The following is a 14878-nucleotide window of genomic DNA, read 5'->3' as shown; positions in this document are numbered from 1 at the left end:
TCTCTTCCCTTAGTCGCGAGGCAGAATGCGCCTCAGATAGTCCCGGTTGGCGGCGCTGACGGAGAGCCCGTCGCCACCGTAATGCTCGCAGAGAAACGGGCTGTCGAAGCCATGCGCCAAGGCCATACGGATCGCCGCCCGATAGTTGATAACGCCGAATTCCAGCGGCGCCGGATGGGTGACCACCAGCCCCGAGGTCTCATCCTCGGTGCGGTAGTAATTCTTGACGTGCCAGTATTTGGCGAAGGGTGCAACCTTGGCCATCATCGGCTGCCAGTGCTCGACCGGGCGGTGAAGGCGCACGAGATTGCCGAGATCGGCATTGATGCCGACGTTCGGCAGGCCGACATCGGTAACGAAGCGCACGGCGCTGTCGGCCGAGCCGATATAGGTGTCCTCGTACATCTCGAGCGCCAGCTCGATGCCGAGTTCCTCGGCATGGCGACCAAGTTCGCGGATGCGCTGAACCGCTTGTCTCCAGACCGCGGGGTCTTCCGGGTTCTTGACGCCGTCGACGGTCCAGAACCAGAGCGCTTTCTTCTGCGCGTCGGTCAAAGGCCCGAAGAAGCCGAAGGAAACGGAGCCGGCGCCGATGGCCGCAGCCGTGTCGATAACCCGATGTCCGTAGGCGAGATATTCGTCGCCATGCTCCAGATCAATGACGCTACGCCGCGAAGTCGAGATCGCCGGCATGGAAAGGCCAAGGTCACGCGTCAGCTTGACGAAGTCATCGCGCCGCGCGGCCGGGAGGTCGGCGAGCCGGATCCAGCTGTCGGTCGGGTCGAGCTCGGTGAAGCCGGCGTCGACGACATCGGCGAGTGTCTCGGCCCATTGCTCGACCGACTGATCCTGCACGGAGCTGCCGTCTGCTAGCACGTTCGGATACTGGATCATCGCGGCCGCGATCGGCCAGGTTTCACGGGTCCATTTGCGCGATGGGTTCGCCATGGTTTTCCTCACTTATTTTGCGACGCAGTCTATAAGCAGACCGCGCCGCGCTTTTCCGATGCGCTTGTTTTGAGGTGCGGCGGCTCCGTCAAGCCGCCGCACTGCCGTCGCCATGCGGCGTGGCCGCATCTTGCTTGCGCTTGCGGACCAGGCCGACCAGCCCGAAGACAAGCGGCGACAGCAGAAGGGCAAGAGCAAGCGCCATCAGAGAGGAAACCAGCGGGTTTGACCAGAAGATGTTCAGGGTACCGCCGGAAAGAAGCATCGACTGGCGGAAGGCGTCCTCAGCCTTGTCGCCGAGCACCATGGCCAGAACCAGCGGCGCAAGCGGGTAGTCGAGCTTCTTGAAGACGTAGCCGATTACGCCAAAGCCGATGACCATGAAGATGTCGGAGACCGAGTTTGCCACCTGATAGGCGCCGGAGAAGATGACGGCGACGATGATCGGACCGATGATCGCAAAAGGCACGCGCAGGATCGAGGCGTAGAGCGGCACGGTGGCGATCACCAGGAAGACGGCGACGACGTTGCCGAGATACATGGACGCGATCAGGCCCCAGACGAAGTCCGGCCGCTCGGTAAAAAGCATCGGGCCGGGGGTCAGGCCCCAGATCATCAGGCCGCCCATCATGACGGCCGCCGTTGCCGAGCCGGGAACGCCGAGCGCCAGCATCGGCAGCAGCGCCGAGGTACCGGCCGAGTGGTCGGCGGTCTCGGGTGCGACGACGCCGCGCGGGTCGCCCTTGCCGAACTTCGACTTGTCGCGGGCCGAGCGACGGGCAACGCCGTAGCTCATGAAGGAAGCCGCGGTCGGGCCAGCGGGCGTGATGCCCATCCAGATGCCGATGATCGTCGAGCGCAGGATCGTGAACCAGTAGCGCGGGATCTCGACCAGCGTGCGACCGATCTCGACGAGCTTGACGCGCGCCTTAATGCCTTCGAAGCGCAGGCCCTCTTCCGTCGTCAGCAGCAGTTCACCGATGCCGAAGAGACCCATGACCGCGATCAGGAAGCTGACGCCCTTGATCAGCGTCGGGATATCGAAGGTCAGGCGCAGGTCGCCGGAGATCGTGTCCATGCCGACGGAAGCAAGCGCGAAGCCGAGCATCATCGAGACGAGCGTCTTGAAGGGCGATTGCGCGCCCATCGAGATGAAACTTGCAAACGCAAGGAAGTAGACCGCGAAATATTCCGGCGACGAGAAACGCAGTGCGAAGTTCGCGACCCAGCCGGAAAGCAGTGTGATCATCACGACGCCGGCCAGCGCGCCGATGCCGGCGGATACGAAGGCGAGCGTCAGCGCTCGGCTCGCCTGCCCGGCTTTCGCCATCGGATAGCCGTCGAACGTGGTCGCCACCGACGAGGGTTCGCCGGGAATGTTGAACAGGATCGATGTGGTCGATCCGCCGAAGAGCGCCCCCCAGTACATGCAGGAGAGCAGGATGATGGCGGAGATCGGGTCCATCGAGAAAGTCAGTGGCAAGAGCAGCGAAACGCCGTTCGGCGCGCCAAGGCCGGGCAACACGCCGACCAGAATGCCGAGCGTGACGCCGATCATCATCAGCAGGATATGGTTCCAGCTGAGGATGTGGCCGAAGCCATCGATCAGAAGACCGATATTTTCCATGTCATTCCTCCCGGGGCTTAAAGCACGTCACGATCCTTGAGGCTCGCTCCCCGGGCTTTAAGTCTTTGATTTTTTTGCTTGTCGTTAGCGCGAGACCGCTGTGCGCGCTTACGCGACATGCCCTTGAGCGGTCGGGATCAATAGATCCCGAACCAGGCCTCGATCGGTCCCTTGAGCAGGGGAACCTTGAAACCGAACTCGAATACGATGAAGAAAAACAGCGAAACAGCGATGCCCGACGGCAGCGCGATCCACCATTTGTAGCGCCCCTGGAAGAGCATGGTTCCGGCGATATAGAGCGCCGTCCCGACATAAAGGCCGAGCCAGGCGGATACGCCGGCAAAGACAACCAGCGGCAGCAGGAACGATGCCACCACCTTGGCGCGGTGACCGTCGATGAAGATTTCACCGGACCCGCGATGTTTCACGAAGGCGTGGATCGCATTGGCGACGCTTCCGAGAAGGATCAGAAGCCCGACATAGAAGGGAAAATAGCCGGCTTCGGGACCGAATTCCGTCCAGCCCGCGCCGATATCGAGAGATCCGTAGCAGACCGCAGCACCGAAGGCGCCGGTCAGTGCGGCAACACCAAGCTCAACCGCGAAGCGGGAGACCCCATTCGCACCGTTCTGGCTCATGATCGTGACCTTTCAAAGCGAATGACGGGCGCCGGATGGCACCCGTCCCGATCGTCGCCTGTTAGTTGGCGAGCCAACCTTCGCGCTTCAGCACTTCGCCGACAGCAGCGCCATCCATTTCGATGGCGGCCTTGAAGTCGTCGCCGGCGATGTAGGCGGGCGACTGCGACGTGTCGGCCAGGTACTTCGCCCATTCCGGCGTTTCCGAAACCTTACGCATCAGGTCCGCATAGAACTTGACCACATCCTGGTCAACGCCGGCCGGCAGCCAGACGGTGCGCGGCATGGAGTAGTTGTCGATGGCGATGCCCGATTCCTTGCAAGTGGGGATGTCGCTCCAGGCCTTGTCGCCGGCAACCTTGGTTTCGTTCGAAAGCTGGACGCTCTTGAAGACGCAAAGCGGCTTGACCATTCCGGCCTGCCACTGGCCAAGGTTTTCGCTCGGGTTGTTGACGTTGGCATCGAGGTGCTCGCCGGCGAGCTGAACGGCCGCTTCGCCGCCGCTCTTGAACGGGATGTAGTTGATCGTCGAGCCGGTCGTCTCGTTGATCATCGAGGTCAGGATCTGGTCGACGTCCTTCGACTGGCTGCCGCCGATCTTGAGGCCGCCTTCCTTCGCCTTGGCGGCAAAGTCGGCAGCGGTGTTGTAGGAGGCCTTGCCGTTGACCCAGAGAACGAACTCGTCGGAAGCAAGCGCCGCAACCGGCGTCAGGTCTTCAGCCTTGTAGGGAACCTTGGCGCGGACCGGCAGCAGGTAGGCGTTGTTGGTGCCGAATGCCAGCTTGTAGGCGTCGCCCTTGTTGGTCGCCGTGTAGACGAAGCCTTCGGCGCCGCCGGCGCTGCCCTTGTTGGTGACCACGACCGGAGCCTTCATCAGCTCGTACTTTCCGATGATCGCCTGGATCGTGCGGGCGAAGATATCGGTGCCGCCGCCGGGGCCGGCGGTGACGACGAATTCAACCGGACGATCGGGCTCGAAAGCGGCGGCCGGAGCAGCAACGCCGAAAACGGCTGCCATGATGCATGCGATGGAGACGGTATTCTTCATGCGGGTCCTCCCGTTTTTGTGGTTCTGCGGCGCAAGACCTCCTCCTGCGCCGTTATTGCTTGAAAGCGTGCGAAATCAGGCAGCAGCCTTGAGAGCCGCCTTTTTCTTCGCCATGCGCACTGCCAGAAGCAGCGCTTCGCGGCTGGCGCCGACGTCGGCAATCCCCTTGCCGGCGATGTCGTAGGCCGTGCCGTGGGCCGGCGTGCAGAGCGGGAACGGCAGGCCGCCCATCATCGTCACGCCCTTGTCGAAGCCGATCAGCTTCATCGCGATCTGGCCCTGGTCGTGGTACATGGTCATTACGGCGTTGTAGCCTTCCTTCAGGGCGCGGCCGAAGACTGTGTCCGCCGGGAACGGGCCGTCGACGTTGAAGCCGCGCGCCTTGGCCTTTTCGACGGCCGGCTCGATGATGTCGATCTCTTCCATGCCGAAGCTGCCGCCGTCTCCGGCGTGCGGGTTGAGCCCGGCAACAGCAATCTTCGCCTCGCTGTAACCGGCTTCCTTGAGGCAGCTCTGGGTCAGCTCGAGCTCGGCAAGGATCGCCTCGACCGACAGGTTGTCGGCCACTTCCTTGATCGGAATGTGCGAGGTGACGCGGGCGTTCCAGACCTTCTCGAGAACGTTGAATTCCCGGACCTTGCCCGTGAAGTTGAGAACGTCGGAGACGAAACGGATCTCGTCGTCGTAGCCCGGATAGGCAAAGCGCATCGCCTTCTTGTTGAAGGGCGTGAAGCAGACTGCTTCCGCCTTGCCGGCATGCGCCAGCTCGAGCGCTACGCGAAAGTTGCGGGTCGCAAAGGTGCCGCCCGCAAGCGTCGCCTCGCCGCGAACGACGTCGGCCGGATCGAGATGGCCAAGGTCGACGAACACGTGGCGCTCGGTCCCGACAGCGTCGAGGTCCTCCAGGGTCGAGGATGCAAGGTCGAGCGTGACGCCGGCAATGCGGGCGCCTTCATCGAGGATACGACGATCGCCGATCGTGATGATGTGGGCAGCCTCACGAATATCGGAAAGCGCCAGCAGCTTTGCCGTGAGCTCCGGGCTGATGCCGGCCGGATCGCCCATAGCGAGCGCGATGACAGGACGCGCGCCGTTAGCGGCTACACCGTTGGTCGTCATGAGAGATGTCCTCCACTTCATTCTTTCGAGAGCCGTCATACGTTATTCAAAATTCTGCATCAAGTCTTTTGTATTCTGTATGCAGCATTTTCTGTTGACGATATCGGGGGCCGTCTCCATGCTTTAATGAGACAGCGCTGATTCAATTGGCGCGAACGGGAACAGACGGCCGACACTTCAGTCGCCAGATGCAGAAGCGAAACGATGAACGAAATTACCTCTCTGGAGAAACGCCCCGAGGGCGGCCCCGGCCCGATCCGGCGCACTGCGCTGCACGACACGCTGGTCACGCATCTGCGCGACATGATCATCGAGGGTGATCTCTCGCCCGGCACGCGTCTGCATGAAGGTCAACTCGGCGAGCAGCTCGGCGTCTCACGCACGCCGCTGCGCGAAGCCATCAAGTATCTGGCGAGCGAAGGACTGGTGGAGCTCGTTCCGAGCCGCGGCGCCGTCGTCAAGCGTTTCAGCGCCAAGGACGTGCGTGACATGCTGACGGTCTTGCAGACGCTGGAAGAGCTTGCCGGCAAGCTCGCCTGTGAAGCCGCCAGCGACGCCGGCATCGCCGAAGTGCGCGCGCTCCACGACGAAATGGTCTCGCGCTACAAGGCCGGTGACCGGCTGCAGTATTACAAGCTCAATCAGCAGATCCATTCGGCCATCGCCCAACTGGCGGCAAACGCCGCCTTGGCGGATATGCATGCGATCTTGCAGACGCGGCTGAAGCGCATTCGCTTCATCGGCCACGAGGGGCCCGAAAAATGGGCAGCGGCCGTTGCCGAGCATGAGGAGATGATCGTCGCGCTCGAAGCCCGCGACAAGGCAAGGCTTTCCGAAGTTCTCGGTCGGCACCTCATGAATGCCTGGGAACGGGTGCGCGCCGCGGTGTAGGCGACGCTCCAGCTTCGGCGTAAGTGAGCGAGGCTGGCTCACCCGGTCGTGGCTTCCGTCAGAACTTCGCATTAGCGTTGATAACGGCCGCGGCATGTCCCGCGCCGCCCGCTTTGGCCACGCGATATTTGCGTCAAGATTTGAGCGCTTGGAAAATAAGCGTTGCAGCCCCAGCGGAGTCGCCGGACCACCTGATGGAGCCGGCAGGCAGCCGGTGCAGGGACGCCAAATCGTGGGCCAAAACCACCCACGCGAATGCTCTAATTCGGATAAGCCTTCCTCACCGACTGTCCGACAACAAGGAGCGGCAGACGAGACCCCTTGCTCTCGCCCTGGCGTTACAGATTTGCCTCGCGAACTAGCCATATCACTTGGAACGCAATTAAGAATATTCGAATTCTATTGACTTTATCCTGATCGAAATTCACTGAATCCACGGTGGGACGGAGACGGGAACGAAGATGGGGCGGCATCAGCTTCGGGGACTGCTTGCGACAGTGGCAATCCTCTGTCCAAGCGCAGGCTTGGCAGAACCGGTTCAAAGAACACCGCCCGTGGCCGGATCGGTGATTGCCCGAAAATCCGGTGAGGAAGTGCGCTTCGTCGACGTTTCGAGCTGGCGCTTCGTCGATCTCGCACAGGACCTTTTGTCCGGCGATATCCTGCGCACCAATGCGACCGGGGCGCTGGCGGTGCTTTTCTCCGACCACACCCAGATCCGGCTCGGCCGCAACACGGCGTTGCGCGTCAAACGGATGGGCACAGGCAGCGATACCAATCTCGAACTGCAGTCAGGCACGATCTGGGCACGGGCGGAGCGTGGCGGCCAGGGCCTGACGATCGACACGCCGGCGGCAACCGCTGCCATTCGTGGCACCGATTGGACCCTGACGGTCGCCGGCGACACGACCTCGCTGACCGTGCTTGAAGGCGTGGTCGAACTCGCCAACGAACTTGGAAGCGTCACCGTGAAGCAGGGTGAAGGCGCCGTTGCCGCGATCGGGAAAGCGCCGACCAAGATCGTGATCGTGACGCCGAAGGACCGCGAACAGATGCTCTTCCATCTGTCTTTACGCGACGCCTTCGCGCTCATGCCGTCAACCCCGCTTAAGGTGCGCGACATGCGCGATGAGCGCGAACGGATCGAAGCCCGGCCGGAAGCGTCGCGCTCGGCCGAAGATTGGCTGACACTCGCCGAAATCCAACTGCGGTTCGACGGGCGAGCCCAGGCCACAGCCGCCCTTCAACAGGCTCGACGCCTCGGCCTCAATCGATCTCAAGCCGCGCGCGCCTATCTCGTCGAAGCGCTGATTGCCGGTTCTGAAAACCGCTACGGCGATGCGGCACAGCTGTTCGAAAAGGCAACCCCCGGGCTCGATGCCGACCGCCGCTCCGTCGCGGCCTTCGGCGGCTATTTCGCACGCGCTCTCGCCGACCCGGACCGGATCGAGCAGCCGCCGTCTCAGGCAACAGGTGCCTATGGCGCCTTCGCTGCGGCCTGGACCGCGGGCTTTCGCACCGATATCCGCGCAGCGATCGAAACGATCAAGAAGGCGGAAAGGCGATATCCGGACGATCCGTTCCTCCCAGCGGCCCGCGCGCAATTTGCAATGCTGCTCGACGATCGAGACGAAACGCGCGCCGGTATCGAAAAGGCGCTTGCGAACGATCCCGACGACCCGACCGCACTGGAATCGCGCGCCAAGTACCGCTTGCTCATTGAAAACGATCGAATAGGCGCGCTGGCGGATCTCGAGCGTGCCTTGGAAATCACGCCGGGCGACCCGTCTCTCTGGAACTGGGTGGGCCTGGCAAAAAGCGAGCGGGGCGACAATCGCGGCGCCGAGAGAGCATTCCAGAAGGCCGTGGAACTCGATCCGGCCGATCCGCTTTACCACGCCAACCTGGCCTATCAGTACCTCGATGAAATGCGGCTTGCGGAAGCAAAGCGCGAGATCGATACGGCACTCGCGATCGATCCTTCCTTCGACCTCGTGCTCGTCGCCCGCGGTCGGTACCATTTGCAGAACGGCAACCTGGACAAGGCGATCGACGACCTCTTGGCCGGTTCGACGACCAACCCCGCCTATTCCAACGCGCAATTGCTGCTCTCGGCGGCGCATTATGAAAAGGGAGACCGCCTTCCGGCGGCACAGGCCCTCGACAATGCCGACCGGCTCGACCCGAACGACCCCGTCGTCGCGACCGTGCGGACCGCGATTGCGATCGACGAATACGATTCCGATGCGGCGATCCGCTACGCGCAGGAACTGATGCGGCGGACGCGGGCGCGCGGCGGCGAAAGTGCTCCGCTCGGCGCCAACCAGGATGCCGGATCGACGCTCAACGACGCCTTCCGCCTGCAAGGCCTGAACGCCTGGGGGCAATATTACGGCGATGTGGTCTTCGATCCGTTCACGGGATCGAGCTATGTCGACCAGGCGATCCGCGGCAGCGTCAATCCGCTGTTCAACACCTATGATTTCGATGGCAGCCCCGTCGTCAACACCGCCAATGCGCAGAGCTTCTCCGCCTTCTTCCAGGGGCTGCTGATCGAGCCGCACATGCTGGCAAGCCGCGAGCGCACGGCCAATCTCGTCCAACGGCCGTTCTTCGAGGCCGCGGTCGCAGGCGGCATCATCGCCGACAGCGACCATGAGGGCGGGATCGGCGAGGCGGAACTGCGCGGGCTGACGTTCTCGCCCTTCCCGATCAGCGTCTACGGCAATCTGCATTGGGAGAAGCCGCGCGATACGATCGATATCGGCAATGGCCTGGCGATCGAGCGTGAAGCACGCCTGCTTGGCGGCAATGGCTATGTGACAGCCTCCCCGACGCCGGATGACAGGGTCGTGGCCTATGCCAACTACGGCGATCTTGATGATAAACGCAGTATTTTCGATATCCCGGATCCCCGCGCGGCCCCTCTGAAGCTCGACGGGCTGAGCGACGACGATTCCTCGCGGCTACTCTCGGGCGTGGCGTGGAGCCATACCTTCGGATACCGCAACATCGCCAATGCCGCGTTCTTCTTCTCCGATCAGAATACCACGGAAAACGAGCGGATCCGGCTCACGGACCCGCGCTTTCCGGACCTTGCCACCAGCCGGAGCGAGGACAAGCAAAGAACCTATATCGCCGCCATCAATCACCTTTACGGTGACGGCGATTTCACCTGGCGCTACGGCGTCGAAGGCGGCGTGGTAAAGTCATCGAGCGCGTTCGACATTTTTGACCCGCTGGGCGTCAGCACCGGCAGCAGCAATGCGCCCGTCATCGCGTCCGGTTCGACGTCCGCCACACAGACGGTCGCCAAGGCTTACATCGACACGATCTACGAAATCACGCCGGACCTGAAGACGGAAGGCGCCCTCTTTGCCCGCTATATCGAAGGCGTCAACGACGGCGGTGTCAGGCTCGAACCGAAAATCGGCATCGCCTGGGCGCCGGCCGAAGGGCATTGGCTGCGGGCGGCAGCCATGCGCGATGGCCTCAACTTCGACGTCGCCACCCTTGCGCCGATCGGCATCGTCGGGCTGCAGCCGAACCAGCTGCGCTTCGGCGCCGAAGGCTATGCCGATACGCTGGCACTGCGTTGGGACGCGGAGTGGAACAGCTGGTTCTTCACCGCGCTCGACTACCAGCACCAGGAGGTGCGGCAACTCGCGCTCGACATTCCGCTTTCGACCACCAGCCTTGCGTATGCCAAGGTCGGGCTCGACCGGGTTGCGGCAACGGCGAACTTTGCCATCGGCCACGGCTTCGGCCTCTCCCTGACCGCGGCCCACACGGAAGCCGACGTTAAGGAACATACCGGCAACCAGCCCGGCGAACTGCTGTTCGTGCCCGAAAACACCGGCCAAGCGGCGCTGACTTGGGTCAGCACTGCGAACGTCAAGACGACCGTTGCCGCCAACTATGTCGGCTCACGACCCGGCGGGATAAAGACGCTCGACGACTTCTGGACGCTCGACGCCGCCTTGCAATGGGAACCGTTCGACAAGCAGATCGAGGTCGATCTGGCAGCCTTCAATCTGCTCGATGAAGATTTCGAGCTGGGCAATGGCCTGCCGGGTTGGGGACGAACGTTCAAAGGCACGATCAAAGTGCGGTTCTGATGGAGGAGCGCGTCGCCGTGCAGGCATCGAGCGGTCGGTCCGGACAATGGGACAGCCCCCGCTTCCTGCAACGGCGGGCGAAACTTCTTGCGCTTGCGGTTTTCGTCGCCATCGCGCTGTCGCTGGCGACCTTGACCAATGCCTGGCGGCTGAACGAGTTGCGCAGCTTCGACTACCTGTCGACCATCGACGGCCCGCCGCTGCCCGAGGACAGCCCGATCATCGTCGCGATCGACGAACCGTCGATGGCCGAAATCGGGCGCCAATGGCCCTGGCCGCGCGCCCTGCATGCGCGCCTCATCGAGGCGCTGCGCAAGGCCGGCGCACGCGCCATCGGCATCGACGTGATTTTCGCTGAACCTTCGGCCGATGCCGCCAACGACGAGGCGCTGGAAAAGGCGCTCGGCGCGGACGTGGTTCTTGCCGGAGACCAGACGCTGGTGGAGGCGCCGCAGGCCGACCAGTTCGTGCGCACCGAGCCGCTCGCCCGCTTCATCGCAAAGGGCGCCTGGACCGGGATCGCCTCCGTCAGCCTCAGCGGCGACGGAACGTTGCGCGCCGTTCCCGACTATCCGGACGGATTTGCCGCCGTGCTCGCGGCAATCGCCGGCGCAAAATCGCACGCACCGCCAAAGGACGCGCTGATCCAGGTCTTCGGACCGGCGCGGACCTATCCCACCGTCTCCTATTACCAGGCGCTCGATCCCGACAATTTCCTGCCAGAAGGCATGTTCGAGGACCGTGTCGTGCTCGTCGGTCTCAGCCTGCAAAATGCGCCATCGATCGCCGATGGCGGGGCCGATGCCTTCACGACATCGGATACCGTACATTCGAACAAGCTCGTTTCCGGCGTTGAGATGCAGGCTACCATCTACGACAATCTGGCCCATGAGCTTTTCATTCAGCGCGCTGCAAGACCGTATGTGGTTGCCGCCATTGCGCTGGCCGCGATGCTTGCGGCCTTTTCGGTGCTGCGGACGACCGGCTGGCGCACGCTTGCCTATGGCGCCGTCGCCATCGGCCTGATCATCGCCGCCAGCTATGCCGCGATGCGTCTTGGCCACGTCTTTCTGTCGCCGCTTGGGCCTGGGCTTGCGTTCCTTGCCGTGACTGCCGGCCAGGCCGGGCTCGACTATGCGGAGGAACGCAAGAAGCGCCGCGAAATCACCCGCGCCTTCCAGCAGTACCTCTCCCCTGCCCTTGTCGAGCGCCTGGCGAAAGACCCGTCACACCTGAGGCTCGGCGGCGAACGGCGCACGCTGTCGATCCTCTTTTGCGACATCCGGGGCTTTACCACCATCGCGGAGGAAATGAAGGAGGATCCGGAGCGTTTGACGGCACTGGTCAACCGGCTGCTGACGCCGCTTTCAGAAGCCGTTCTCGAACAGGGCGGTACCATCGACAAATATATCGGCGACTGCCTGATGGCCTTCTGGAACGCGCCGCTCGACGACCCCGACCATGCCGTGCATGCAGTCGGGGCGGCGCTCGACATGCTTGCGCGGCTTGAACGGGTGAACCGGGAACTCGAAAGCGAGGCGAAACGGGAACGCCGACCGGCCCAAACCTTGAGGATCGGCATCGGCATCAACACCGGCGAATGCGTCGTCGGCAACATGGGCTCGCACCAGCGGTTCGACTATTCGGCCCTTGGCGACGCCGTCAATCTGGCCTCGCGCCTCGAAGGCGCATCGAAGGACTACGGCATCTCTCTGCTCCTCGGCGAGGAGACCGCGCGTCTCGTCGAAAAGACCTTCCCGATCGCCGAACTCGATCGCATCACCGTCAAGGGCCGCACCGCCGTGTCGCCGGTCTTCACCGTCGCCGTCGGCGCCAGGAAGGACGCGATCGAACGCCACCAGGCCTTCGTACAGGCCAAATATGACGGCACGCTTCGAGCTCATGACGCGGTGTTCGACCAGTTGAGGAGCGCCCTGCCGCCACTCGCGCGCTACTACGAAAGGGAGCGTTCCCGTCTCGATACGTCGCGACGGGAACCGAAGTGAGCAGCCACAACCGACCGCGTGGTCAGTGGAGCCCGCCGACGCCGAGCAGCCGCTCGACGGTATCGTGATCTCCCGCCAGCGCTTCCGGCGTTCCGGTCCAGGCGATCCGGCCGCGTTCGAGCACGATCACCCGGTCGGCAAAGTCGAGCGCGCTCTGAATGCGCTGTTCGACCAAGACGATCGTCATGTCGCCGGTCTTTGCCAGTTCGGCAAACGCCTTCATCAGCTCTTCGCAGATAACGGGCGCCAGGCCCTCCAGCGGTTCGTCGAGCAACAGGATCGACGGACGGCCGAGGATGGAGCGTGCCGTCGACAGCATCTGCTGTTCGCCCCCTGAGAGCTGGCTGCCGAGATTGCGCCGGCGCTCGAAGAGACGCGGGAACATGTCGTAGGCTTCCTGGATCGCACTTTTCGGGCGGTTCTTGAGGCCGACGAACAGGTTCTCCTCCACGGTCAGCGTCGGGAAGACGCAGCGCGCCTGCGGCACGAAGCCGAGCCCCTGCATGGCGCGCGCAGCACTTGGCAACACGGTCACGTCCGTCCCGCCCATGCGGATGCGCCCGTCATAACGTCGCGTCTGGCCGGCAAGCGTTGCAAGCAGGGTCGTCTTGCCCATGCCGTTGCGACCGAGCACGGCAAGCCGGGCACCTGCCGGAACGGCAAAGGACACGCCTTCGAGCACCCGCGTCGGCCCATAGCCGGCGGACAGGTTTTCCACCTCAAGCGGCGTGGCTGGCATTGGCATAGCTCCCCAGATAGGCTTCCCGCACGCGCGGATCCTTCGTCACGTCAGACGGCGAACCGTCGAAGATGATCGCGCCGGCGGCCAGCACGACGACGCGCTTGGCAAAGCGGAAGACGAGATCCATGTCATGCTCAATCATCAAGACGGCGAGATCGGCTGGCAGGTCGGCCAGTGCCTGCTCGATCCGGCCGGTGTCGCTCTGCGGCACGCCGGCGGCGGGCTCGTCGAGCAGCAGCACCCGCGGCTTCAGCGCCAGCGCAACGGCGATTTCCAGCAAGCGTTGCTGACCGTAGGCGATCTCGCTCACCTTGCGGTGCATCAGTTCCCGAAGCCCGAGCTTGCCGAGAAGGTCTGCCACCTCGGCCATGACGTCCGGCATGCCCAGAAAATTGCCGAACAGACGACCGGCGCGGCCAGTGCGTTGCAGGACAGCGAGCGCAACATGTTCGGAAGGTGTCATATCGGCAAAGAGCCGCGTCACCTGAAACGAGCGAACGAGTCCCCTTCGCACCCGACCGATGGCGTCGATACCGGTCACCACCTCGCCACCGATACGCACCTCGCCGGAATCCGGCTTGAGATTGCCGGTCACGAGATTGACGAACGTCGTCTTGCCGGCGCCGTTCGGCCCAATCAGCGCGACCCGGTCGCCCGGCGCCATGCTGAGGCTGACGTCATTGGTGACCGCGAGCCCGCCGAAGGCGCGCTTCAAGTTGCGGACTTCGAAGATCGGCTGCATCACTGTGCCTCCTTGCGGCGGGCAAAGAACGCAGCCGCGGTGCCATAGATGCCCTTCGGCGCGAAAAGCACGACGGCGATCAACAGCGCGCCCACCATCGTCAGCCAGTGGAAGGGATTGGCCGCCGAGACCACGTCCTCGAAAAACATGAAGACGACAGTGCCCGTGAGCGCACCGAACAACGAGCCCGTACCCCCGAGCACCAGCATGACGAGGCTTTCGGCAGACATCGTAAAGGAGAGGCTGTCGAGCCCGACGACCTGGGTGGAGATCGCATTCAGCGCGCCGCCGACGCCGGCAACGGCACCGGAGATGACATACATTTTCGTGAGCGCGAACTTCGGCGACGCCCCCATCGAGCGGATGCGGACAGGGTCTTCCTTGATGCCGCGGCACAACATGCCGAAGGGCGAGCGCACGATCAGTCGCAGCACGACGAAGACGATGGCAAGCAGCGCCACGCCGAAGACATAGGCCGTGCGGCCCCAGAGATCGAACTCGTAGAGTCCGAGAAGTGCCGTCGGCGCAATGCCGGAGAGCCCGTCGCTGCCACCGGTCCAGGAGGAGGCCTTGTTGGCGAACTCGTGGAAGAGATGGATGAGCGCGATCGACAGCACCAGTTGCGGCAGCCCGTGCGCACGCAGGATGACGACCCCGCAGATAAGTCCCGCCACCGCCCCGGCAACAATGCCGAAGGCCAGCATCGCCAGCGGATCGTTGATGCCGTAATGCGCCGAGGCGATGCCCGCAGCATAGGCGCCGGCGCCGAAGAGGGCCGCGTGCCCGAGCGTCGCGACACCGCAATAGCCGGTGACGAGATCGAGCGACAGCACCAACAGAGCGGCTGCGATGATCCGGGTCAGAAGAGCCAGATTGTTGGGAAAGAGGAAGTAGCCGACCACCGCGACCAGCAGGATAACGGCCAGACCTATGAGGTCCCCACCGCCAAACCGTCGGCGCACCGGAGCGGTCGCGATCAAGTCGTTCGTCGTCGTCATG

Annotated in this window: 11 protein-coding genes; 3 read left to right on the top strand and 8 right to left on the bottom strand. The window is 63.3% G+C overall.

Translation table 11 applies throughout. From position 1 onward, the window contains the following. Window positions 1-9 precede the first annotated feature (9 nt). The 5 genes from IB272_RS31725 to IB272_RS31705 all read right to left on the bottom strand — a co-directional run bounded on the left by IB272_RS31725 (window position 10) and on the right by IB272_RS31705 (window position 5380). Window positions 10-948, bottom strand: a complete 939-nt coding sequence (locus IB272_RS31725) for a sugar phosphate isomerase/epimerase family protein (protein ID WP_192445746.1) — start codon at window positions 946-948, stop codon at window positions 10-12. An 88-nt stretch (window positions 949-1036) separates the two neighbouring features. After that, window positions 1037-2575 carry a tripartite tricarboxylate transporter permease gene (locus IB272_RS31720; protein WP_060644770.1) on the bottom strand — a complete coding sequence of 513 codons (1539 nt, stop codon included), beginning with the start codon at window positions 2573-2575 and terminating at the stop codon, window positions 1037-1039. Window positions 2576-2712: 137 nt separating this feature from the next. Next, window positions 2713-3213 carry a tripartite tricarboxylate transporter TctB family protein gene (locus tag IB272_RS31715; RefSeq protein WP_060644769.1) on the bottom strand — a complete coding sequence of 167 codons (501 nt, stop codon included), beginning with the start codon at window positions 3211-3213 and terminating at the stop codon, window positions 2713-2715. A gap of 61 nt (window positions 3214-3274) precedes the next feature. After that, entirely contained in the window at window positions 3275-4261 is a 987-nt protein-coding gene (locus IB272_RS31710; protein ID WP_192445745.1) for a tripartite tricarboxylate transporter substrate binding protein, read from the bottom strand. Window positions 4262-4336: 75 nt separating this feature from the next. Then, the gene (locus IB272_RS31705; protein ID WP_060529556.1) at window positions 4337-5380 is read right to left on the bottom strand and encodes a 4-hydroxythreonine-4-phosphate dehydrogenase PdxA; all 1044 of its coding nucleotides are present in this window, start codon (window positions 5378-5380) and stop codon (window positions 4337-4339) included. Between the two features lie 204 nt (window positions 5381-5584). Between IB272_RS31705 and IB272_RS31700 the strand changes: the two genes are divergently transcribed. The 3 genes from IB272_RS31700 (at window position 5585) to IB272_RS31690 (ending at window position 12395) form a co-directional block, all read left to right on the top strand. Further along, window positions 5585-6271 carry a GntR family transcriptional regulator gene (locus IB272_RS31700; protein WP_034800075.1) on the top strand — a complete coding sequence of 229 codons (687 nt, stop codon included), beginning with the start codon at window positions 5585-5587 and terminating at the stop codon, window positions 6269-6271. A 461-nt stretch (window positions 6272-6732) separates the two neighbouring features. After that, window positions 6733-10389, top strand: coding sequence for a FecR domain-containing protein (locus IB272_RS31695; RefSeq protein WP_192445744.1), 3657 nt, complete (start codon window positions 6733-6735; stop codon window positions 10387-10389). Continuing rightward, window positions 10389-12395, top strand: coding sequence for a CHASE2 domain-containing protein (locus IB272_RS31690; protein ID WP_192445743.1), 2007 nt, complete (start codon window positions 10389-10391; stop codon window positions 12393-12395). Before IB272_RS31695 ends, IB272_RS31690 begins: the two co-directional genes overlap by 1 nt. Before the next feature lie 22 nt (window positions 12396-12417). On the opposite strand, the gene IB272_RS31685 is transcribed toward IB272_RS31690, so the two are convergent. The 3 genes from IB272_RS31685 to IB272_RS31675 are packed head-to-tail and all read right to left on the bottom strand — an operon-like array spanning window position 12418 to window position 14877. Next, entirely contained in the window at window positions 12418-13134 is a 717-nt protein-coding gene (locus IB272_RS31685) for an ABC transporter ATP-binding protein (protein ID WP_060520536.1), read from the bottom strand. After that, entirely contained in the window at window positions 13115-13879 is a 765-nt protein-coding gene (locus IB272_RS31680) for an ABC transporter ATP-binding protein (protein WP_060529554.1), read from the bottom strand. The genes IB272_RS31685 and IB272_RS31680 overlap by 20 nt, the downstream gene beginning before the upstream one ends. Beyond that, complete coding sequence (locus IB272_RS31675; RefSeq protein WP_034800115.1) at window positions 13879-14877, bottom strand: branched-chain amino acid ABC transporter permease; 999 nt, start codon at window positions 14875-14877, stop codon at window positions 13879-13881. Before IB272_RS31675 ends, IB272_RS31680 begins: the two co-directional genes overlap by 1 nt. Between the last annotated feature and the right edge of the window lies 1 nt (window position 14878).

The organism is Ensifer sp. ENS08 (genome assembly GCF_014852195.1).
In the GTDB taxonomy this organism is placed as follows: Bacteria; Pseudomonadota; Alphaproteobacteria; order Rhizobiales; family Rhizobiaceae; genus Ensifer; species Ensifer adhaerens.
The sequence above is the reverse complement of the archived record's forward strand: the minus strand, read 5'-3'. Positions and strand labels throughout refer to the sequence as shown.